General features: G+C 57.6%; 19 protein-coding genes. 7 read left to right on the plus strand and 12 right to left on the minus strand.

The window, feature by feature from the left end:
- Positions 1–145: 145 nt before the first annotated feature.
- Entirely contained in the window at positions 146–1294 is a 1149-nt protein-coding gene (locus tag K1X75_16805; GenBank protein ID MBX7059727.1) for a hypothetical protein, read from the plus strand.
- 9 nt (positions 1295–1303) lie between these two features.
- Here K1X75_16805 and K1X75_16810 read toward each other — a convergent pair whose 3' ends face one another.
- Both K1X75_16810 and K1X75_16815 read right to left on the minus strand, forming a co-directional pair.
- A complete protein-coding gene (locus K1X75_16810) occupies positions 1304–2479 on the minus strand; it encodes a S1 RNA-binding domain-containing protein (protein MBX7059728.1) in 1176 nt (391 codons plus the stop codon).
- Positions 2480–2538: 59 nt separating this feature from the next.
- Positions 2539–4971 (minus strand): PBP1A family penicillin-binding protein, encoded by a 2433-nt coding sequence (locus K1X75_16815; protein ID MBX7059729.1) that lies wholly within the window; start codon positions 4969–4971, stop codon positions 2539–2541.
- Positions 4972–5044: 73 nt separating this feature from the next.
- Between K1X75_16815 and K1X75_16820 the strand changes: the two genes are divergently transcribed.
- The 4 genes from K1X75_16820 (at position 5045) to K1X75_16835 (ending at position 8370) form a co-directional block, all read left to right on the plus strand.
- The gene (locus K1X75_16820; GenBank protein ID MBX7059730.1) at positions 5045–5935 is read left to right on the plus strand and encodes a rhomboid family intramembrane serine protease; all 891 of its coding nucleotides are present in this window, start codon (positions 5045–5047) and stop codon (positions 5933–5935) included.
- Between the two features lie 10 nt (positions 5936–5945).
- Entirely contained in the window at positions 5946–6356 is a 411-nt protein-coding gene (locus K1X75_16825; GenBank protein ID MBX7059731.1) for a hypothetical protein, read from the plus strand.
- 100 nt (positions 6357–6456) lie between these two features.
- Positions 6457–7413: an alpha/beta hydrolase gene (locus K1X75_16830; GenBank protein MBX7059732.1), complete on the plus strand. Its 957-nt coding sequence runs from the start codon at positions 6457–6459 to the stop codon at positions 7411–7413.
- Positions 7414–7536: 123 nt separating this feature from the next.
- Positions 7537–8370 (plus strand): hypothetical protein, encoded by an 834-nt coding sequence (locus tag K1X75_16835; protein ID MBX7059733.1) that lies wholly within the window; start codon positions 7537–7539, stop codon positions 8368–8370.
- A gap of 115 nt (positions 8371–8485) precedes the next feature.
- On the opposite strand, the gene K1X75_16840 is transcribed toward K1X75_16835, so the two are convergent.
- Together K1X75_16840 and K1X75_16845 are read right to left on the minus strand one after the other, a co-directional pair.
- A complete protein-coding gene (locus K1X75_16840) occupies positions 8486–9226 on the minus strand; it encodes a hypothetical protein (protein MBX7059734.1) in 741 nt (246 codons plus the stop codon).
- A 456-nt stretch (positions 9227–9682) separates the two neighbouring features.
- Positions 9683–10018 (minus strand): hypothetical protein, encoded by a 336-nt coding sequence (locus tag K1X75_16845; protein ID MBX7059735.1) that lies wholly within the window; start codon positions 10016–10018, stop codon positions 9683–9685.
- Positions 10019–10944: 926 nt separating this feature from the next.
- On the opposite strand from K1X75_16845, the gene K1X75_16850 reads away from it, so the two are divergent.
- Complete coding sequence (locus K1X75_16850; GenBank protein ID MBX7059736.1) at positions 10945–11748, plus strand: DDE-type integrase/transposase/recombinase; 804 nt, start codon at positions 10945–10947, stop codon at positions 11746–11748.
- A gap of 82 nt (positions 11749–11830) precedes the next feature.
- Entirely contained in the window at positions 11831–12148 is a 318-nt protein-coding gene (locus K1X75_16855; protein ID MBX7059737.1) for an integrase core domain-containing protein, read from the plus strand.
- Positions 12149–12465: 317 nt separating this feature from the next.
- Here the strand turns inward: K1X75_16855 and K1X75_16860 are convergent, their stop codons facing one another.
- The 8 genes from K1X75_16860 to K1X75_16895 all read right to left on the minus strand — a co-directional run bounded on the left by K1X75_16860 (position 12466) and on the right by K1X75_16895 (position 22064).
- Positions 12466–12942 carry a hypothetical protein gene (locus K1X75_16860; protein ID MBX7059738.1) on the minus strand — a complete coding sequence of 159 codons (477 nt, stop codon included), beginning with the start codon at positions 12940–12942 and terminating at the stop codon, positions 12466–12468.
- Positions 12943–13471: 529 nt separating this feature from the next.
- Positions 13472–14305, minus strand: a complete 834-nt coding sequence (locus K1X75_16865) for an HINT domain-containing protein (GenBank protein MBX7059739.1) — start codon at positions 14303–14305, stop codon at positions 13472–13474.
- An 856-nt stretch (positions 14306–15161) separates the two neighbouring features.
- Entirely contained in the window at positions 15162–15644 is a 483-nt protein-coding gene (locus K1X75_16870) for a hypothetical protein (GenBank protein MBX7059740.1), read from the minus strand.
- Positions 15645–15964: 320 nt separating this feature from the next.
- Positions 15965–17728, minus strand: a complete 1764-nt coding sequence (locus tag K1X75_16875) for an HINT domain-containing protein (GenBank protein ID MBX7059741.1) — start codon at positions 17726–17728, stop codon at positions 15965–15967.
- A gap of 1038 nt (positions 17729–18766) precedes the next feature.
- On the minus strand, positions 18767–19531 hold the full coding sequence (locus K1X75_16880; protein ID MBX7059742.1) for a hypothetical protein: 765 nt from the start codon (positions 19529–19531) through the stop codon (positions 18767–18769).
- A complete protein-coding gene (locus tag K1X75_16885; GenBank protein ID MBX7059743.1) occupies positions 19528–19839 on the minus strand; it encodes a hypothetical protein in 312 nt (103 codons plus the stop codon). Before K1X75_16885 ends, K1X75_16880 begins: the two co-directional genes overlap by 4 nt.
- On the minus strand, positions 19757–20752 hold the full coding sequence (locus K1X75_16890; GenBank protein MBX7059744.1) for an HINT domain-containing protein: 996 nt from the start codon (positions 20750–20752) through the stop codon (positions 19757–19759). The genes K1X75_16885 and K1X75_16890 overlap by 83 nt, the downstream gene beginning before the upstream one ends.
- A gap of 640 nt (positions 20753–21392) precedes the next feature.
- The gene (locus K1X75_16895) at positions 21393–22064 is read right to left on the minus strand and encodes a hypothetical protein (protein MBX7059745.1); all 672 of its coding nucleotides are present in this window, start codon (positions 22062–22064) and stop codon (positions 21393–21395) included.
- Between the last annotated feature and the right edge of the window lie 143 nt (positions 22065–22207).

The following is a 22207-nucleotide window of genomic DNA, read 5'->3' on the forward strand; positions in this document are numbered from 1 at the left end:
TCGACAGCTCACTGATAGCGGCCCGCACTAGCAACCAGGATTAGGCGCCCCTGACAACGGCTGGCGACTGTAGCTTTGCACTCGACCAGCAGCGAGTTTCGATTCTGCTGGACCTGATTGGCCTTTGAATCGCGGCAGGGAGTAGATGGATAAGACCACCATTCTGGGCGGAGCAATGCGCCAGGTACAGAAGCAAACCAGGGAATCAATCTGGGAGCTTGGCGCTGCGGTGCTGCGCGAGGCTTTGCAAGATGCCGAACTGGAGACCGTCGATGCAGTGTACAGCTCCAATATGCTTGGCGACGAACTGCAGCAGGTCAAGCACCTCGCGGCCTTGATCGCCAGCGAGGCCGGCCTTCGCTTTCCCGAGGCGATGGAAATACGTGCGGCTATGGCTGGCGGCGCTGCCGCCCTGCGCGCCGCCTGTTTGCTGATTGAAAGCGGGCAGGCTACAAGCGTCGCGGTGGTGGGCGTGGAACAAATGAGCAGGGAGGGCGTTCAGGCTGCCCTGGCCAAAGCCTTGCATCCGCGTCTGGAGACGGCGCGCGGCGGCACGATGCTGACGGCGGCGGCCGAGATCATGGAGCAATATCTGAAGCTCAATGGGCCCGACATCGAGGCCTTTTCTAATTTTGCAGTCAACGCCAGGGCCAACGCCGCTCGCAATCCACAGGCCCTTTTTCAGCAAGCGGTGGATGCCTGCACGGTGAACGAAAGCCGCGTCGTCGCTGCGCCGCTTCGCCTCTATGATTGTGCGCCAATCTGCGACGGGGCGGCGGCCATTGTTCTGGGCGCGGCGTCGCACAAGGCGCAGCGCCGCGAGCGACGGGAGGTGCGCATTGTCGCCTCGGCGGCGGCAGCGGACCATATGGCGGTTGCCGAGCGCCCCGATCTGCTGTCCCTTTCTGCAGCTCACATCAGCGCCGCGCGCGCCTACGCCATGGCCCGACTGGGTCCTCAGGATATTGACTTTTTCGAATTGCATGACGCCTTCAGTATCATGGCGGTCATGGCGCTGGAGGCCTGTGGATTTGCCGAGCGCGGGCAAGGCTGGCGGCTGGCAGCGGACGGCGCCATTTTTGCCGACGGCGGTTTGCCGCTGCAGACGATGGGCGGCTTGCTCGGTCGCGGCCATCCGATCGGCGCCACCGCCATCTATCAAACGCTGGAGGCCTACTTACAAATCAGCGGCCGGGCCGGCGCCAACCAGCTTGGCCGGGCTGATGTTGGCATGTTGCAAAGTATTGGCGGCGCCGGCGTCAGCCTGTTTACGCACATTCTGCGCGGCGCATAGCGCTACGCTTTACTTACGCTGCTTGCGATCGGATTGATCCAGCGACTGCTGCAGCAGTCGACCAAAGCTGCTCATCCCGCCCTGGTCGCTATCTTGCTTTTGCATGTACTGTTCGAATTCGCGACGTTGGTCGGCATCCTGGACCCGGTTGACGGACAGGCTGATACGCTCTCGATCGCGATCGATGCGCGCCACCATAACGCGCAGTTGTTGACCTTTCTGAAAGAATTGTTCCAGACGCTGGCCGCGCGGCACGCCGCTTTCCGCCGGCGGAATCAGACCGTGGAAGGCGCCCGGCAGCTTTACAAAGATGCCAAAGTTCTTTACGCTATCGACTTCGCCTTCGAGTATTTCGCCTTCATTGAACGGCAATTTTCCCTTCCAGGGATTATCCAGCAGCGCGCGCAGCGAAAGCGTAATGCGATCCTCTTTCCAGTCGACGCTGAGCACCTGGGCGCGCAGTTCCTGTCCAACTTTGACCGCTTCCGAGGGATGCTGCAGGCGCGTAAAACTCAATTCTGAAATGGGAATCAATCCCTGTACGCCGCCAAGGTCCAGAAAGGCGCCAAAGTCCTGCAGCGAGGCGATAACGCCGCTGACTACATCGCCAATCTGCAATCGAGTGGAGAGTTCTTCCTTCTGTTTGCGCCGCTGTTCGTCGCGAAAAGCTCGACGCGAAGCAATCACGCGCTTGCCGGAGACCTCGGTAATCAGGAACTCCATTTCGCCCTTTGCCTGATCTTCGTTGTCCATCTGCGATGCCGGGCAAAAGGCCATAGCATCGCCGATCTGGATTTCGAAACCGCCTTTGATCTTGCTGGCGACGCGTCCGCGTACTGGCATGCGCTGCTCAAAGGCCTGTTGCAAGGCCGCCTGGCGAATACGACCGCTTGGCGTCAGCGTGAACAACTTCTCGCCGCCATGCACTTCCTGAAAAAAGGCGCGCAGCCGCTCGCCATTGTTGACGGTAATGCGGCCCTCGCGATCCAGCAGCTCCTCGCGGCGAATGACGCCCGGTCCATAATCGCTGCTGACGATCACAAACTCTTTGTCCTGATTGTTCTGGACGCGCAGTTCCACGGCTGCGCCCGGCTCGATCTGTCCCGAGCGCTGGAAGTCGGCTTCCAGCATTTTCGCAAAGGCGCTCTGTTCATTGCGGTCTTTGCCGATCTGTCTGCTTTTCATCGTTCTCTATCCGAAGCTCAACTGGCTTTCAGGCTATTCCTGTATGGTTGCGACAGCGCTCAATCGCTGCGAAAGCGAACATGGCCCTCGCGGCCGATGTCTTCCGGCGAAATGCCCATTTGTTGCATCAGCAGCTCGCGGTAGTCATAGATTCGTTCGCCGCCACAACTGCCATCTGTGGCCGCCTGGATTACGACGCCATCGATTTCTCGCTCGCGAAGGCCAAAGCCATCGCAGGGCGTGGGCAGCACGTCGGGCGGCGGCTGGTCGCGATCGGGCAATTGTTTGAATTCGGGATAGGCGCGATTGGATTGTTGATAGATACGACGGTAGAAGCTGCCCATCACCGGCGCAGCAATCTGACCGCCGGCCATTCCCGAACCCATGGTGATGCTTGATTTGTCGAAGCCGAACCAGATAGCGCTGGCATATTCCGGATTGAAGCCGGTGATCCAGGCGTCCGAGAAATTGGAGGTCGTCCCTGTTTTACAGGCCAGATCGCCGCGAAAGCCGCCGTCGCCGCGAACGCCGTGAACTGCAGTGCCGGCATTCGCCACTTCTTTCATCATCGTTCGCAGAATGTAAGCCAGTCCAGGCTCAATGACCTGAATGCGGTTTTCACGAGTGCGCAGCGCAATCAGGCGACGTAAGCGATCCTCTTGATTGTAGATTGTCTCGCCGCTCTGGTCGGTCACGTAGCGAACGGGAAAGGGAAAGACATCCTTGCCATTGTTGGCAATGATCGAAACCGCCGTGGCCAGCTCCATCGGCGTGATCTCGCTGGAACCCAGGGCCATCGCCGGATCTGGATTGAAGCGCGAGGTATCGCTGATTTTCATCAGACGCGCTGCCAGGTCGATGATCGGCTCCGGTCCGACGCGGAAGAAGGTCATAACCGCCGGCGTATTCAGCGACAGGGCAAAGGCGCGCTTGGCCGGCACCAGGCCCATAAAGCCCTGGTCGTAGTTGCCAGGCGACCAGGCGCTGCCATCAGGCGCGATCGTATAGAAGGGCGCATCATTGACGGCGGAGGTGGAGCTGTAGGCGCGCGTTTCCAGGGCGGCGCCATAGACAAAAATCTTGAAGGCCGATCCGGGCTGACGGCGGGCGCGCAGCACGCGATTGAATTGATTTTTGGGACTGAAATCGGCGCCGCCAATCATTGATGTGATGTAGCCGCTGCGCGGCTCGATGGAAACGAAGGCGCCCTGCACCGTAAGGTTGCTGGTATAAGTATAGGTATCCTTACGAAATTCCTCGAAGGCCGAGGCCTCATTGTTGGCCGGAGTCAGGAAGCTGAGCAGCTGCGCCCCATCGAGCATTTCTGCCTCCATTTCTTTGCGCAATTGTCCGCGATCATCCAGTCCGCGGGAGTAGGGCGCGGAAACTGGCACGAACATGGCCAGACTGTTGCGAATGCCAAAGAGACTGAAATCCACGCCGCCGCGGCCGCCGGCCTGGGCATTGGCGCGGCTGTAACGGTTGACCTCGTCGATTTGCTTCTTCATCTCCTCTTCGGCGATGCGCTGGTGGTTCATGTCCAGCGTGGTATAGACTCTCAGGCCCTGGGTATAGAGCAGCTCCGGTCCAACCTCCGGCGTAGCTTCCAGAATCTGACGAACGTATTCCGTAAAGTAAGGCGCGCGATCCAGACGCTGTCCCCACAGCGAGCGATTGGGCGACTCGACCACAACGCGGTCCCAGTACCTGGCCCAGAAATCATTGTGGATCCCGGCCACCTGATCCTGACGCAAATAGCCGGCGGCCACCATGCGCTGCAGAACGGCAATGTGCGCCTTCTTCGCCGCGCCCGGATAGCGGAAGGGCGAGTAGTCGTTAGGCGCCTTTGGCATGCGCGCCAGCAGCGCGCCCTCGGCGATGGTAAGGTCCTGAACATTCTTGTCAAAATAGAGACGCGAGGCGCAAGCAATGCCCTGGCAGCCGTGACCCAGGTAGATGACGTTGAAGTAGACCTCGAGGATTTCTTCTTTGGACAGGTTCTCCTCGATCTCCAGGGCCAGAATCGTTTCGCGGATCTTGTTGAAGAAGCTGCGCTTACGTTCGCCCTCCGCACCCTGGTAGATGGCCTTGGCCAGCTGCTGCGTCAGAGTGGAACCGCCCTGCACAATATCGCCGGCCAGGACGTTCTTCACCATCGCCCGAAAGATTCCGGGTATATCCAGGCCGAAGTGGTTGTAGAAGTTGTCGTCTTCCACGGCCAGAAAGGCCTGTACGACATGCGGCGGAATGTCCTGCAGCCGCACCAACTCCTGTTTGTGGCGGTACAACTCCGCAAAGACCTCGCCGTTGCGGTCATAAAGACGGGTGGGCGTCGACGGCCGGTAGCTGGCCAGTAGCTGCAATTCCTGGCGACCCTGCACCTGGGAGAGGATCAATCCAAAGACCAGGCCGCCAATCAGAGCTGCGGAGAAGATTCCGGCGACGACGATGCCTTCGGCGGTCAGCAGGACCTTTTTCAGATTCAGGTTCATGATGTGATTCGGGAGCGGAAGAGGGCTGCTTGTTCTGCTTGCCAGATCCAGCGGCTGTCGGAGTCTTCCTGTGATGCAACAGCGGTGGTCCGAGCAGCAGCTCTATTTTCCCCCGGCGACCGACAGCGTTTTCCGGCTGATTGCGCTCCTGATTGCAGCATTTGTCGTTCAATGGGCGGCGGCCAGTCTTTTTTACCCCAATGCCGGCTTCAGCCAGCCGATTGCACATATCTGGGCCGACAACGCCCTGCACATGGACGCTGCCTTCCAGCCGACGCAGATTCTAACCCATGCACTTGTCGCACAGCCAGTCAGCTTCGGCTACTCGCTGCTGGGTTTGATCTTTGATTGTCTGATGATTTACTTCTTTGGCTCGGAGCTGGAGCGAGCCTGGGGCCGTCATAATTTTCTGCGCTTTTTTCTGCTTGGACAACTTGGCGGTCTGAGCCTTGGTCTGGCGCTGGCGCTGTTGCCCGCTTCGTTCTTTGAAAGCCGCAGCTACTTTGGCGTCGACGGTTCGCTTGCGGCGTTGATGACTGCCTATGCCATTTTGTGGCCGGAGCGCGAGGCGCGTCTCTATTTCTTCTTTCCGATCAAGATGAAATGGCTGGTTCCCGCCATGCTTGTTTTGACAGCGCTGCTGGGCAGCGCCATGCGCGTTGTTCTCTATTGTGGCGGCGCCGTAACTGGCGCCCTGTTTCTCTATTACTATGCGCGACGCGGCCGCAATCAATCGACCTATGCATCGGCCAATGCGCCGCAGCGCGTCCGCCCCGGACTGCGCGAACGCTGGGATGAGTACTGGCGCAAGCGTCGGCTGCGCAAGAAGCAGCAGGTAATCAATCAGCGCATAGAAATGAAAAATGAAGTCGATCGTTTGCTGGAGAAGATCTCCCGCCAGGGTATGAACTCGCTCAGCCGTAAGGAGAAAGCATTTCTGGATCGCGCTTCAAAAGAATTCTGAATGCACCGCGATGTCGCTGACCGATCTTTTGCCTGAAGTCCGCGCCGCCCTCGATCGCCTGGTACGATTGTCAGAGCCGGCCTGGCAGTCTTTTGCGGCAAAGTTGCGTTTGCGCTCGTTGAGCGATGGCGAATACTTTCTGCGCGCCGGCCAGCCAGCCGAACAGATCGCCTTTGTGGCCAGCGGCGTGGTGCGCGAATACTTCATCACCGCCCAGGGCTCGGAATACAACAAGGCCTTTGTTCTGCCCGGCAGCTTTAGCGGCTCGCTCTACGACCTCCTGATGGGCGGCTTCTGGAACGTCAGCGATCCGATCCAGCATCATGTCCAGATGGCGCATTTTATCAAAAATGTGAGCATGATCGGCGGCGCGCTGATCATCCTGCATTTTGGCTCCGGGCCGTTGAGTCTCTGGCCTTGAGGCCGGTCCTGAAGTTCGTCGACACTGCGGCGGATTTCAGCACAGGAGAGGACGGGATTGGCTGTTGACATGTTCGCAGCCCTGAACCAAGCGACCTGCTATGCGTGCACTGGCTACACTGCTCCCGTTTTTCTGCCTCTTCGCTTGCATCAGGATACCGCAGACTACCGCCCTCGATGCCGGGCTGCCGCGAATTCTGGTCGATGGCTATCCGCTGCATGTGGAACGCGTTGGCTCGGCGCAGCAGCCGCCTTTGATTGTCATCCACGGCGGGCCCGGCGCTGACATGAGCTATCTGCGCAGCCTGGACGCGCTATCGGATACATACTATATAATCTACTACGATCAACGGGGGACCGGTCTCAGCGCGCGCGAAGATCCTTCCGGTCATTCGCTGGAACGCTTTGTTGCCGATCTGGACGCCGTAGTAGACGCCCATTCTGGAGGCCGTCCGCTGCGCATGCTTGGCCACAGCTGGGGCGCCATGCTGCTCGTGGCATACGCGGCTCGCCATCCGCAAAAGGTGTCACACATTGTGCTGGCTGAACCGGGGATGCTCGATCCGGAAGCTGCAGTGGACTTCATCACGCAGCTAAAGGCTTCGCAAACCATTGGACAATTGCTTGGCATTGTTCCGGCGCTGATTGGCGCCCTCGCAGTTGAAACCGAGGACGGCTACGAGCGCGGCGATTATGTGATGAGTCGCATGGTTGGATCCGGCAAGGGGCCGCCCTACCAGTGCGAAGGCGACGTTTTGCCGGAGGGCGCCTTCGGCCGCGCCGGATACGCCTCCTTTCGATCAATGCTTGGGCCAGTGCTGGACGATCCGGCAGCTTTTCAATTCCGCCTGGCAACGGGGATTGAGGACTACCGCGGCAAGACCCTTTTCCTGTCGACGCAGTGCAGCTTTATCGGCTTTGATTTTCAGGAACATCATCATCTCCATTACTTTGGGTCGCGCGCCGAGCATCGCCTGTTGAAAGGGCAAGGACACAACATGTTCACCATTCGGCCGGAGGCGGCGCTGCAAGAGGTGCGCGAATTTCTACGGCGCTGATTGAATTGATGCAGCAGCCGCCAGATAGGCGAGGCCGGAAGCTTCAGGAAAGAGGCGACAGTGGCGCGCGCCGGCCAAGCATGACCTGTAGATCAGTCCGCAGCGACTGAGAAGGCCGCCGCCATGAAGCCAGGCGAATCATTCATGGCTTTGCTGGAGCAAAGCCCGCCGCCCATCGCACGGATCGAGCGTGCCCTGGAGACCATGCCGCCCGCCGAACTGGCAACGGTCATCGATCGCGGCGCTCCGGCGGCCATCATGGTCGACTACTACTTTCGCCTGCTGCCGGAGAATCTGGCGCTGCGTTTCATAGAATCCGCCGAGTTCGATCTGCCCACCCGGATTCACCTGTTCAACTGTCAGCTGGCGCGCTATTACATTGCCGCCGCCGAGGCGCTGCGCGGCGGTCCGCCGGGCCAACTGATCGATTCCTACTGGCGCTTTCTCAGCGAACCTGGATTTGTTGAGCTTTACTGTCAATTGGTGAACACAGAGCGACTTGACGACGAGGACGCCTACGAATGGCTCAAAGTGGTCGATCTGGCGCGTTTGAGCGCTCTATTAGAGAACGAAGTATTTGATGGCGCTCGCGCTTTGCAGTTTTTCCGGGAACTGGACAATGCTGAATTGCAGGGCCTTGGCGCCCGCGTTGACCTGTTTGATTTTGTATACCGACTTGCGCGTTCCAGAGAGGACAACGCCTTCCTGGCCCGTCTGGATGTACACGCTGATCGCATCATTCATTTGCGAGCAGCGCGCGCCATCGCCGCCGAGGTGGCCGGACGACTGGATTCCCACGGCCGCGTACCGCTGCCGGTCGTGGCTCGGCTGATTGAAAACGCCGGCGACGAGTCCTTTCGAACGGCGCTGGAAATTCTGGAAGAGCGTCATCTGGTCGATCATGGCACAGTGCAGGCGCTCTCGCGCCTGCAGGAGAGCCCGCCGGCCATGCACTAAGTTCTTACCGGTGTGCTGGCCAATTCAAGTCAACTCAATTGAAATTGACCGCAATGCGGCTTTTGCAACAGGCTGCGGAGCGACGAGGTCGCGCGACGATGACAGCGCGTTGCTGCTACTCCATCTCGTCGATGTCAAAAGGCACGGGGCGGCGCAGATAGCTTGCGCATTGCGGTCCGTAGGGCGTATTCCTGTACACCGCACAACTCCAGAAATCGATCGAATGCGGCAACCTGCGCCGCGCCTCTGCAAAGTCGTGCGTTAACATCATACCGGAAGATAGCGATTGCTCAGGCATCGGTCGGGCGCAGCGCTGCGCCGCGAAGTGCAGAGCCAGCAGCTGGATGGTCTCGACATAGATCGACCAGGGTCGGCGCTGTCCCTCGTCTCCGGCGTCTCGCGGGTCAAAGGACAGTGCAAAACTGGCGCTGCATCGGGCGCCTTCGCCGCCGGTCCGCATCGTCAGACTGATCAGACTGGCAATCCCGCCGCCGGCGGCGATCAGCTCCTGAATCTCTACTTGAAGCACAGCGTCGCCTGGATTTTCTGCAGCCGAAACTGCAAGGGCCAGACCGCTCAGGCGCGCCGACTGCCGCAGCGCATTGCTCAGATCGCGGAGCTCCTCGCTGCTCAGGCAACGCTCCCGCTCAATTTTTCCTTCGTCTTCTGCGTAGTAGCAATGGCTGCCCGTCGTGCGGTCCGCCACACTGGCGATGCTCAAACGGGGCAGGGCAGGCGCCGCAAGATCCACGGTCAGCGGACTTGCAAAGGGTGCCGACAGGCAGGCAGCAAGCGCTGCAGCTGCCAACACGACCGGGCTTCGAAAGGCGAACAGTTGTAAATACTTATGGTTCATCTCTTCAGACAGGACTCAAGGGCGCCTGCCTTGCTTGCGACAATTTTCTGCGATTCACTGCGTACTGGCCGCAGGAGGGGTCAAAGGGCGACGGCGGCGTGATTGCGAACGCTTTGGCAGGGAGTCGTCGGGGTCTGCAGGCATTTCACGGCGAAATCCCCGATCGCCACCGGTTCTCCGCCAGAATAGTCGAAGCTCGGGCGCTCCGCATTGCCGCGAATCGAAACTTCGACTGCAAGGTCTGTAAATCCGGTGAGATTTCCGCCCTCACCGCCCCATTGCCGGAATAGAACGTCCGCGTAGCTTCCTTCGGACAATAGACAGGCGGCTTCGCCGCCTGTTCTGGTCTTTGAGTTACCCCTGGTCATACTCTTAAGAAAGCGTACGCATTTGCGTACGATCTCCCTGCAACTCGTCGTGGACGGTGCCCGGGGATTGTCCACAGCTTTCCTCGACTCAGTCCGCGACGGCATTGGCCAAGCGTTCATCCCACGCCTCGAAATCTGAGTAGGAATCCATGGTTGATCGCTGATTGACAACGTATACGCCAAATAGAAAACCGCCGCGGATTGTTACAGCAAGCTTTAGGTTGCCCTGCTGAAACAGCCGCGGTAGAAGCGCCTTGCCCAGACTCTCCCAGAGGATGCGGATCTTCTTAGACTCACCGAAGGTGAAAGAAAAGTGTTCCGGATACAGAAGTTCGGATTCGTCACCAAGCTTGAAGATTATCGCGCCGCTGTCGGAGCATACCACCGACAAGGTAGCGCCGACAAATTCATGCGCAGCTTTCATTGCCATCTCCAACCGTCTGGGTAGTATCTCCATCTTTGCCTCTACAAACCTGGATCTAGCCATCTACCGCTGCCAGGCGGCCGCTCCACAAGGCGTAGGCCCTTGGCTCTCCAATGTTGATAGATTTCTCGCTGACGCAAGCTACTCCCGCCGGCTTCATTGTTAAACACTGAACTTGCTGGATGCCGGCCTGAGACATTGTGTTCGACGCGGGGTATCTCATCAATCACTCCACCGTCGCGCAGAGGCAATTGATGCCGGTGGTGTGGTGCAAGCCCGCTATGGCCACCCCTGCCTTCCAAGAATTCAGCCCGCTGCGCTGCAGTGAAAGGTCCGGGCGCTACTTTCGGCGGTCGCGACATTGGTGGATCGAGTGAGTTGAACCTATGTCCCTCAGGCGCGCATACTGGCTCACCGCGGTAATTGAACTGGTTGCCGGTTGGCACGCTGGCCGTCGGCCTGACCCCCGCATGCGCCTGCTGCTGTTGCACTGGCTGCGGCTGCGTTGGCGGCCGCGGCGTGCTTCCATTGGGGACCGGCGGTCGGCTTTCCGCCGTCCCTCCGCGGAGTTCGGCAGCGAGCGCCTGCTCTGTGCTGGCTGGGCCCGATCGCATTGCGGCGGCGCGCGCCGCAGATTCTTCAAGCGTATTGGCTGCAGCCCCGGACATTGCCGAAGGAGTAGCTGCTGCCTCGCGGAGCACGCCGCGAACAATAGCGCCATAGGCTTGCTACATATGGCAATACGAGCCAGCTCCACGGACAGCTGGAAGTTCGCAGAGCCCTCGATCATCGTGTTATGGATGTAGGCGTCCCGACGCAGGCCCGCCTCCGGTCCAGTTCCAAAGCTTTCCAGCTTCTCGCGCAGACGGTTCGCTGAGTCTTCGCTGATCAAGCGAGCGCCATCCTCGTATTGCTGGCAGGCGATTGTGCGCTACGCGCACAATCCACAATTCAAGTGCTGGCCGCTCATTTCCATCTACTTCCAGATGCTGGAAGATGGCGCTCTCTACTGCGGAAAATCCGCCTTCTACCGTCTCTGTCGCGCACTCGGTCTTTCCCGGGTATTCAGGAGCTTCCGTCGCAAGCATCCAATCGGAATTCGAGCAGAATCGCCGGGTCAAATCCTGCATGCCGATGGCACCCGCATCTTTATTGGCGATCATCGCATGGTGCATGTGCATGTCCTGATGGACAACTTCTCCAGATGCATTCTGGCTGCTGTGGCCAGCTTCTCGGCATCCGCCGTACTCTGGCGCTCGATCCTCGAAGGCGTTCTGGACCGCCATGCAGCGATTCTCGCTTCGCCTCTTGATCTCATCGTCGACAACGGTTCCGAAAACAAAGGTGATGTCGTCGCACTGGCCGACAGCGCTCCCGATCGTGTTCGTCGGCTGGTCGCGCAGAAGGACATCACCTTCTCGAACTCGATGGCCGAAGCCATAAATCGAATGCTGAAAGGGCAGTACATTCAAGGGCGCGTCTTCACAACCCTGGCTGGACTCCAGGAAGCCATTGATGATGCGGTTAAGGACTACAATAACCGTTGCCACGGATCCCTTCACGGCACGCGACCTCTGCAGGCATTTCAAGGCGAAATCCCCGATCGCCACCGCTTCGCTGCCAGAATAGTCGAAGCTCGGGCGCTCCGCATTGCCGCGAATCGAAACTTCGACTGCAAGGTCTGTAAATCCGGTGAGATTTCCGCAGTCACCGCCCCATTGCCGGAATAGAACGTCCGCGTAAGTCCCTTCAGGCAATAGACAGGCGGCTTCGCCGCCTGTTCTGGTCTTTGAGTTACCCCTGGTCATACTCTTGAAATACCGTACGCATTTGCGTACGATCTCCCTGCAACTCGGCGTGGACGGTGCCGTGTGCGATATTGAGCATCGTAAAACAAAAGTTCGCCGGCCACAAACAAATGGATTCGTCGAGCGTTTCAATCGCACAGTTCTCGATGAATTTTTCCGCCCGGCCTTCCGAAAGAAGATGTATACAAGCGTCGGGCAGCTGCAGCGAGACCTGAACAAATGGATCCAGTTCTACAACTACGAACGCCCCCACCGCGGGTATCGCAACATGGGCAAAAGGCCTGCAGATACCATGGGAGTGTTAGACATGAAGGTTAGCTGAACATCTTAAGAAAGCGTACGCATTTGCGTACGGTATCCTTGCAACTCGGCGTGGACGGTGCCCGGCGGAAATTGTGAATTCAAGCTGTTCTGTGCATATTGGATATTGTGGCTGTTTGTTGATGCCGCCAGAATATCTGGCGAAACCAGAGTCTGCGCGAATACAATCAGCGAAATCTCAGCGGCCCTCGATTTCGCGCTGAGCTTCATCTTCTGAGCCGCTCGATGGTTTGCAGCTTCAGGTCTGCTGCTGGATGTTAATCGCGGAGTTTCATTGGTCCAATTTCTTCAGCTGGAAGTCCCCTCGGCCTCGTATGCTCATCGCCTGCCCCAAACATTTCCGATGTCATAGTAGTCCGGCGCAAAAACCCCTGGGTTCGCCGATTCTATTGCCCGGATCGCAGTAGTGTAGAGATTTCGCCTCCGCGTGCCAGATTCCGATTGATCTTCCAGTCTTCGTAGGCTCGGTAGGGAACTCTGATTTTCAGAAAAAACTAAGCCAAAAAGTGCGTCTGCTACTACATCATCATCCTTATCATCAGCTAAAACTTGGTAAGCCCGCAGGCTTATTTCGGATCTTGATCCCTGAGAACGGAGGATGGATAGCGCGCGAATCTTGGAAGGTTTCGTAAGTAAGGCGCCAGAAATGATTGCCTTTGCAACTTCCGCTGTTATGGAGCGCGCTGCAAGTTCTTCTGCAGCTAAGTCTCCAACGCTCTTCTTTGGATGAGTAAGAAGTTGAATGAGTTCAGGTAAATCAAGTCGTTTGACCTCTACGCCGTCTCCCTTATCCATGCTGTTCCGTCTGCCCCGGTCTTTGGATTTCAAATGATTTCCTGAGCATCCATCGCCTCTGCTACTGCATCCTTTGAGCAGCGGGAATTGGGTCAACCCACTTTATATCTCCAGCCCTTGCTCCGAGGATGCGCCGAAACTCCGCAAGTTTAGCGTTCATTTCGGATGCCGTCTGGCTTCTGCTGCGAACTTCAAGAATGTCGATTTTCCCATCTTGCCTGATTCTGTAGGCATCCGGCCTGAGCGTAGTCAACCGCTGCCCATTCGCATCGACAAGCTCTTGATTGAAACGAACATGCTGGGAGGCCGGATCGTTCTGCCATGCGCGCGCCTGATTAAAGGCCGTCGCATCATGAGCTGGGCTTCCGTGTACCGGGCGGGTTGAATCAATAGGCAGTGCGCGAGTTCCGGCACTCGCCGCCGGCTCGGCGGGTCTAACCCCATTTGCCTGCGCTGGCTGCACATCCGGTGCAGGCCGTTCAACATTGACAGGCGAGGATGTTGCGTACTCCGAATTTGCGGCAATGCTTTATGAAGCCGATGGGCCGGATGACGTCGATTGTCCGCCAAGGGCGTACTCGCGATTTGCGGCGCGACCGGCTGCAGCCGCTTCTTCGGCGGCAATCACACCTACTGTCGGAGCTGCACCAGATCTGGCGAAGGCGCCGCCTCCGCGATGCGTCAGCGCATTTAAGACCGCAAGTCCCAGAACTGTATTCCTGGAATTGTCGCTATAACGACTGCCAATCCCATCGGAGATTCCAAGTAGCGCCGCCTGGTCCAAACTCGATAGCAGACCGCTCATTTCAGTCACTGTTTGCCGCAATGCTTCCTCAAAGTTCGCACCCTGGAGCATCAATGAATGAATGCGCGGGTACATGAGTTCCCGGCCCATTATCTGCATCATCTGGTAGCGTTCCAGACCTGCTGCTCCGTAGGTGTCCCGGATTTCAGCATCTGAGAAGCTTTGTCCGGTGAATGCGAGGAGCGCGGTGCGGTATATATTCTGATTATGCATTAGCGCCGCATCACGGCCCACGAAATACGTGTGGTTATCCTGCACCTCGAAGTTGTAGACCGTTTCGTAACGGGCCTCGGCGTTCACGCCGGAGATCAGCTGCTGGCCTCCGCTGGCCAGAAGACTCACATCGCCAGCGCGCAGCTGTTTGGCTTGTACCCAGCCTTCGCCCTCTACGTAGAACACGTGATTGAATGTGGTCTCAAATTCAGCGCCGTTGGAATAGTGGGCGCGATAGATGCGGTCCGTCTGGCGAACGAAGGTCTGGACCACTCGCTTGGGTTCTACGGCCTGTGTCTGCTCATTGTATGAGAGAACGATATCTCCGGGAACAATCTCCTGGATTTCCTTGAACCAGCGGCCGTTGTGGTACTCCGCGCCGTCGGCGCTTCAGAGTCCCCTGGCAGGCGACACGGGCGTCCATGCCCGAGTCGCCTGCACACGCGACCTCCATGGTCGCGTGCGAGCAGGGGACTCTTCCGCGCTAGGCTCAGGCCAGACTATCGTTCTGGTCGCGATTTCCGGAAGCGAGCCAGGGTCTCGCTTCCGGAGGCGCGTTGCGCCGGTATTTGTCTGGGCGGCCGCCGCTCGATGCTTGTGATATATACAGCTTCCTGACCTCGCTTAGCGCCCGGTCAGTCCTGCGTACGGGTCTTGCTGCGCTTGCGCTTGCAATGTTGCGCATCCCTGCCGCTTAAATGAAGTCTGGAACGGCGCCATCGCCGATCCTCACCATTTCTCCGTAAGATTATAGAAATCACGCGCTGCGCTGGTGGCTGCCAACCAGCAGACCGACTGCCGGTCCTGCAAGGCCGGTGAGATGTCGCCGCCAATGGTTGAAGCTTAACATGACTTCCTGCAGACGCTTCCCGCATGAGGGCGGGACGCGGTTTCATCGCCTCGCCCTCTCTCACAGTGACCCTGTATGACACTGTGGCCGTAGTGTCCGCATTTGCGAACGCTCTTCCCTGGAGTCGTCGTGGACGCTGCAGGGCGCGGATATTCCTGGTGTCGCCGACGTTGAAGTCAAAGTGATTTGGTTATGGAAGGTCGGCTTCGTCGCCAGGTTTGCAAATAATCAGCCCATTCTTAGTGGATCCGACGGACAAGGCGCCACTGAGCGCTTCATGCGCGGTTTTGACTGCGACCAGTAACCTCCAAGTCAATTTGTTCATCCATTTGCTCAGCGTGCTGCCTGCGACTACTTTCTATGGAATGTGATCTCCGAAACGGGTTCGAACTCGAAATTTTTGAGTTTGCACTGCTTTACAACCTCGCGAACTCGTGGGCGCGCCAAAATGAAGCCGCTGTCTCGCGGGAGAAACAGATCGCTCCCATCCCACAAGCGTCTGTCGAGTACCAGCCCCCGATATTCTGTAAAATAGTCCTTCGCGAGTACCTTCGTATGGCTCAGTTCCAATGGACCGCCGCGGCCTGTGATCTGCAGAATGCCGAAGTTCGGCGCTTTAGGCAAATCGATCTGAACCGGCAGGTACTGCCAGCCGGTAATCGAATGCTTTTGAAATTCGCTAGCCGCATACTCGGAAATGAAATACAGGACTGCAGCCGTGCAGCCGTGAAAATCATAGAACCGCGTCCCGGAGTGCCGCCCAAATCTCCAGCCCGGCGTACCGGCTTGCGCTCGCAGGACTGCAAAGAAATCATCCGGAACGGATCCCTTCAACCAGTATGCTCCACGGGACCTCCCCGATCCCATGAGATACAATTCTGTCATCGGTTCAATTTTTCTAAATCGGAACATTCAAGTATGCCTGCTACGCGCCAGGCGAATTCACGGATGATGCATACGACATAGAATCATGATTATTTGCAATCTGGTTTTAATCTGTTTGATTGGCTCCAACTGGCGGCAAGTCGCCAATGCCACCACAGCGCATCCTTTGTGAGCTTCCAGTATTTGCCATGACGACCTTGAACCGAACGGCAACTGGAGTCAATGTCTGAACCTATCCGCAGGCTAGACCGGTAATTGAAAAGCTTGCATCAGTAATGTGTGGCAAATCCAAACTCCTTTGCAAGCGTATCTCCAAATCGCAGTACATCATCGGCTGAATTCCCTCCCTCACGGAAGAATCTCTCCCAGCGCCGATTGTATTCGACGGCGTGCCGTAAATGGTCTGTTTTTTCCCACCACGTTGCAAAACGCGGATCATGAATGGAGAGCCCACTTTCTTGAAATATTCTCTCAAATTTGTCTGCAAATTTTTCGGGGAAAATATGATGGGCGTGCGAGTTGGCGGGATTGCGACCGGTCAGCCGCGCCAGATTTTCACGAATGTTGTTGTAAGTAAACTGTAAAAATCTTCTGCCGCCAGCAAGGTTGGGAAGCGGTCTGAGGGTGGCGACGCGTCCTCCAGTCAGAAGCGTGCGCAGATACCGCAGCTTTGAAAGAGCGCCCTCAACGCCTTCCGGTCCGCCGGCGACGATTTCTAAGCCCATCTCCGCGAGCGAATAATGCAGCCTTCCCTGCTCGACGGCGCTCAAGTCCTCGTAGTGCAATAGCTGTTGTTCCAGCTCATCCAGTTTTTCTCTGACTGGATCAACGCCTGTAAGGTGACCAAGAAGTCCAGTAGTCGAACTAACCGCCCCACAGGCTAAATTCAAGACTATTGCGCAGAGGACGATTCTCGCGTACTGTGCGACAATTGACTTGCCGTAGTCATCCTCATTATGCACCAGCACACCCGCTTCGGAGACGAAGTAATTGTGATGCTTCTCTACCTCGAAGTTGTAGACCGTCTCGTAGCGCGGGTCGATCTCCACGCTCGAGATCATCAGGCCCTGGCCGGCGGCGGTTTCGCCGACGTCGCCCGCACGCAGATAGCGCGCCTCGATCCAGCCCTTGCCGCGCACATAGAAGGGATGCGACCATGTCGTCTCGATCAGCGTCCCGTCTTCGTAGCGGATCTGGTAGATCCGGTCCGCGGAGCGGATGAAGGTCTGCTGCACGCGGGAGTAGAGCAGCTCGCCGGAGTCTTCGTCTTTGGCAAGCACCAGATCCCCGGGAACAATGTCCTCGACCACTTTGTAGTAGTGGCCGCCCTGGAATCTGGCGCCGGGCGTGCTGTGGTGCACGCGAACGAGAGTCCCCGCCACAAAGCACGTATTCTGTCGCCACTCGCCGGTCTCCGGATCGATGTAGCCGTCGTCGTCGGAGTATTTGTTGAAAAATGCCCAGTCGGCAAAATCGCTCACGCCGCCGGTGATCTTATCCCAGATGGAGTCGCGCGTCTGGCCAAGCTCCGGCGCCAGAGCCATCAGCTCTTCGTCGGTCGGTGCACGACCGTTTTCCGCCGCAAAGGCCGCTATCTTCTCCTCCTGCAGCTGCAGGCCTACGTCGTGCATTGCCGCAGAAAGCTTCTCGGGGTCTTTCAGCAGATCGGCCAGCTCCTCATCGGTCATCTCGCCGCGCAGACTCTCCAGAGTTGCACGGTGGGACAGCAGCCAGTTCACCTTTGTGTTCAGATTGCTGGCCGAGGCCGAACGCGTTTGATACTCCTCGTCAGAGATGCGCCCCTCTTTGTGCAGCCTTTTCAGATTCTGGTGAACCTGCGCCCAGGTCTGCCAGGTGGTCGAGGTCGTGATATTGTTGCTTACGCCTTCGAATCCGCCGTCTGCATTCCAGTTAAAGGTATGCGAAAAGTCCGTTCCCACTCCGGACAGACCGCTGGAGAGCAGACTGTTGGACCCAACGCTGTTGTTCAGACTCAGGCCAAAGCTGTTGTCCGCATTCCAGGAAAGTCCCACTCCCGTCGTGTAGTTGTTGGCGAAGTGCTCCTGACCCAGGAAGCCTCCGGGACCGTAATCGATGTCAAATTCTCGAGACAGCGAGTAGTTCAGATCAAAGCCGGCATAGCGGCCATCCGCTCCAAAACGCAGACCGGCGCTGGCCGTTTGATCCCATGAATCCTGTAGCCCCTGTCTCAGGTTTCCGCCGATGCTGGCGCCGGCAAAATTGCCGCTGCCATCGAAACTCAGGCCCAGATTTGCGCCCCAACCATCGGCGCTTCAGAGTCCCCTGGCAGGCGACACGGGCGTCCATGCCCGAGTCGCCTGCACACGCGACCTCCATGGTCGCGTGCGAGCAGGGGACTCTTGCGCGCTAGGCTCAGGCCAGACTATCGTTCTGGCCTTCCTCCCGGAAGCGAGCCAGGGTCTCGCTTCCGGCGGCGCGTTGCGCCGGCCATTCTCTGGGCGGCCGCCGCTCGATGCTTGTGATATATATATATCTTCCGGGCCTCGCTATTCGCTCGGCCAGCGGCGCCGGGCTGCTGCGCACTCCGCTCTCGCTTCGGCCCCGCAGGCGGAGATTTCAGGTAAGACAGTCATGTCTGGTACAGCGCTCTCGGCCCCGGTAATCTCGCCTGCGGGTCTTGCGGCGCTCGCGCTTGCAATGCTGCGCATCCCTGCCGCGGAAGCGTGGCTGCCAATTTTAGATTCCGCAGCCGTCTGCGGAATTGCCTGTTCTCCCGAATTGATTTGCCACGGTCGGAGGCTATTCGTATCCCGCATGCGAACCCTCTCTGGCTGGACTATAGGGAGCCATCAATGATGCGGTCGCTGACTGCAATTTCAGGGCAACTCCGGCCGATCGCAGGCCGGTTCTCCGTCAGAATTGTAGAATCGCGCGCCCTTTGCAGTTAGCCGCGGTCATACTTTTGAAAAAACGTGTCCGCTTACGTACTGTCTCGCATCCCGTCGTGGACGCTGCAATACGCAGTTGTGAAAGCTTTGACATGGAATCGTCGTTACCGCTGAACCGCCAATTCCGCAGGAATTTGCCAACTACACCTGCAGCTCAAAGTTGGCTTTTTGATAGCCGCCAGTGGCGCCTATCTGCGGATCATAAAAGGCTTCACTTCCCAGGTGGATCTTGACTTCGCGCCGTCGCGCTTCCATTTCCACCGGATCTATGATTGACAGGTCATCCATCAATTTAAGCATAATTGCGCCATTTTCAAGTTCGATCGCTTGGGCAACTGGAGCTTGAACCAACTTTTTCCGTCCAAACAGCTGAATATACGGCTTGCCGAAAATCGTTATCAGATATATTTCTGGAATGTACGATTGCAAAGCTATGGAGCTAATATAGATTGAAGGATCTTTGCCTCCGACAATGCCCAGATCTTGGGCGGCCCAACCGCCTGCTGCCGCGCGACTGACTTCTTCCGCTGTAAGCCTGTGTATGAATCCAAAATTGACAGGTAGCCGGGAGGCGGACTTGGACATAAATTTGATTAGTGAATCAAAGACTCCCGGCTTGTCAGGAACTCTGAGATGGAAGTCGGAATGGCAGGCTAGGCCCTCAATTTCGGGACTGATAGATCCGTCGCACCATGGGTCATCTGCCGACCAATAGAGGGTATTTCTCCAAATGCTACGGAGCGACTCAAGATTCGTCCAATCTACTCGAATAGTGAGAGGTTCGTGATTACCGCAGCGTTGCGCAACACACTCGGGGTGCAAATTCCCAATGTGCGTCAGCAAACTTGATGCTAGTGCAAAATCGAGTTCTCCATGTAATAGAAGGCCGGCGGAAATGGATTTCAATTTTGTACCCTTATATAAGGCTGCATCTCTACCCGAATCGGGTCGAACACGGCTATCCTTCCACCGCTTCGTAGAATTTTCTGCTCCAGAATTCGACTCAATACCGCTCGCGGACTGACAATCAAGTGAAAAGGTTTGCCTAGCCGTTCAGCAGCAGAAATTTCAGCCTCCAACTGTGCGGTGAGCCCCAAATTCTGCACATCTTTGATTTCGCCAACAGCATTTTCAAGATAGTCCGGAATAACACGTACGACCCCCGCGCCGCGTATTGCCGAATAGAGCTTCGCTAGTGTTTGGCGAAGCGCCAAGTGCCTTTAGAGCTGCAGCTTCAAACACTCGACCGCGTAAATTATTGATGATTCCAACTTCCGAACTACTTTGAGCGCTCCGGCCAGCAATGAGCAGTCGCTTCCACAACTGCCCGAGCATTCTACTATCTGCTGAGAGTAGCTTTTGCCGAATGAGTGCAGCCTCCTCCGCAGTGACGGCCCCTGACCCGTTAAGATAGGCGTCGCCGCCCAATAGAGAGACAAAGAATGCCGTAACCTCAACATGGGATTGTAACCAAGTTGTGTAGGCAGCTGCACAGCCTCCTTCAAAGCACGTCGCAAGCGTTACAACCCCGACCCCTCCCGCGATACTGCCAGCAAGTTCGCCCAGTCCCCGGGCCATTCCAGCAGCCCGCAGCTGCGCCATGTATTCCGGATTGTCGCATCCATTCTCCACCCGCCCGACGATTCGTGATATGCCACAAAGCAGATCTGGGGCGGCCGCAGGTGGAACATAAGTCTGATTGTGCACCAGCACCGTATCACGGCCCACGAAATACGTGTGGTTGTCCTGGACCTCGAAGTTGTAGACTGTCTCGTAGCGGGCCTCGCCGTTTACGCCGGCGATCGTCTGCTCAGCGCCGTTTGCGGTAATGCTCACATCTCCGGGACGCAGCTGCTTCGCCTGCACCCAGCCTTCGCCCTTTACATAGAACTCGTGATTGAATGTAGTCTCAAATTCCGCGCCGTTGCTGTAGCGGACATGGTAGATGCGGTCCGTCTGACGCACAAAGGTCTGGACCACTCGTTTGGGTTCAACGGTATGTGTGGACTCGTTGTATGAGAGGACAATGTCGCCGGGAATAATCTCCTGGATCTCCTTGAACCAGGCCCCGTTCTCATAGCGGGCGCCATCGGTGCTCGCATCCACCAGCACCAGCGTCCCCGCCACAAAGCAGGTATTCTGTCGCCACTCGCCGGTCTCCGGATCGATGTAGCCATCGGCGCTTCAGAGTCCCCTGGCAGGCGACACGGGCGTCCATGCCCGAGTCGCCTGCACACGCGACCTCCATGGTCGCGTGCGAGCAGGGGACTCTTGCGCGCTAGGCTCAGGCCAGACTATCGTTCTGGCCTTCCTCCCGGAAGCGAGCCAGGGTCTCGCTTCCGGCGGCGCGTTGCGCCGGTCATTCTCAGGGCGGCCGCCGCTCGATGCTTGTGATATATACAGCTTCCTGGCCTCGCTTAGCGCTCGGCCAGCGGCGCCGGGCTGCTGCGCACTCCGCTCTCGCTTCGGCCCCGCGCGCAGAGCACTCTGAAATTACTTTGTGATAATCCAGAATCTCCCCTGCGCCTGGTCAGTCCTGCGTGCGGGTCTTGCTGCGCTGGCGCTTGCAATGCTGCGCATCCCTGCCGCGGAAGTGCGGTCATAAACGCCATGGCCGAAGCCGCCAACCGCAGCGGGCAGCCGCATGGTCAGCTTCACGGTCTGTCGCCGCATGAATCTACGGCGGCTAATGATCCTCAAGAGCTGGCCGCGCTTGTCGATGCGGCCTTGAGTTGCTGAGCAGTGCGCTCACCGCCCGGCGCGGCAATCAAATCCCCTCCAGTTGGTTCTCCACCGAGTAGTCCAGAGTGATCCGGTATTCACCGTTGCTTTGCCTGGTATAGACCAGAGTCAGCGCTAAGGGCGGCCAGGGTACGGCATCGCTCTCCACGATGCGCATGGAGACGACAAACGCCTTCAGAGTCGACGGTCTACCCTCTGGCCACGGCGAAACCGACCAGCGAAGCGGGCGCTCGTTAAGGCGCGTCCGCAACGCCCATAGATTGGAAAGTTTTTTGGCGGGACCGAGGCTTTCCTGCTGCGGAAGGAGCGGCATTAATATCGCTGCTTGCTCCGTCGGATCCGCGGTCCCAGTAATATCTGCAAGGTCGTCGGGAGATATGCAGCCAATCACCTGCTGCAAATCCCCGGAGTGCATCGCAATGTCCAACTTCCGAAGCTGGGGAATGATCTCCTGACGCAATGGAGTTTGATAGTCGACTTTGGCCTCATCTAGCATTGCTGTACGAGCGTCTTTAATCAATTCGACGTCTTCAGCGACAACCACCGCGTCTACGTAGCTCGGCGGAGTATTGAAATGCGGCGGCGGCGGTGAATTTTCCTCGGCGACGGATTCGGATTCATGCTTGCGACAACCTGAAAGCAGCATGGCAAACGTCGCCAGAGCGGCGAGGCCAGAAGCGGCCAGTATTATGCGCATCCGTACGAACCTCATCTGTTCAGCTAACCTTCATGTCTAACACTCCCATGGTATCTGCAGGCCTTTTGCCCATGTTGCGATACCCGCGGTGGGGGCGTTCGTAGTTGTAGAACTGGATCCATTTGTTCAGGTCTCGCTGCAGC

The organism is Leptospirales bacterium (genome assembly GCA_019694655.1).
In the GTDB taxonomy this organism is placed as follows: domain Bacteria; phylum Spirochaetota; class Leptospiria; order Leptospirales; family Leptonemataceae; genus SSF53.

Bases quoted from the DNA above. Each gene is read 5' to 3' on its own strand.
- K1X75_16860 (MBX7059738.1), bottom strand. From the start codon at position 12,942: ATGGATAAGGGAGACGGCGTAGAGGTCAAACGACTTGATTTACCTGAA.
- K1X75_16830 (MBX7059732.1), top strand. From the start codon at position 6,457: ATGCGTGCACTGGCTACACTGCTCCCGTTTTTCTGCCTCTTCGCTTGC.
- K1X75_16820 (MBX7059730.1), top strand. From the start codon at position 5,045: ATGCAACAGCGGTGGTCCGAGCAGCAGCTCTATTTTCCCCCGGCGACC.
- K1X75_16805 (MBX7059727.1), top strand. From the start codon at position 146: ATGGATAAGACCACCATTCTGGGCGGAGCAATGCGCCAGGTACAGAAG.
- K1X75_16835 (MBX7059733.1), top strand. From the start codon at position 7,537: ATGAAGCCAGGCGAATCATTCATGGCTTTGCTGGAGCAAAGCCCGCCG.
- K1X75_16895 (MBX7059745.1), bottom strand. From the start codon at position 22,064: ATGCGCATAATACTGGCCGCTTCTGGCCTCGCCGCTCTGGCGACGTTT.
- K1X75_16810 (MBX7059728.1), bottom strand. From the start codon at position 2,479: ATGAAAAGCAGACAGATCGGCAAAGACCGCAATGAACAGAGCGCCTTT.
- K1X75_16815 (MBX7059729.1), bottom strand. From the start codon at position 4,971: ATGAACCTGAATCTGAAAAAGGTCCTGCTGACCGCCGAAGGCATCGTC.
- K1X75_16845 (MBX7059735.1), bottom strand. From the start codon at position 10,018: ATGAAAGCTGCGCATGAATTTGTCGGCGCTACCTTGTCGGTGGTATGC.
- K1X75_16825 (MBX7059731.1), top strand. From the start codon at position 5,946: ATGTCGCTGACCGATCTTTTGCCTGAAGTCCGCGCCGCCCTCGATCGC.
- K1X75_16840 (MBX7059734.1), bottom strand. From the start codon at position 9,226: ATGAACCATAAGTATTTACAACTGTTCGCCTTTCGAAGCCCGGTCGTG.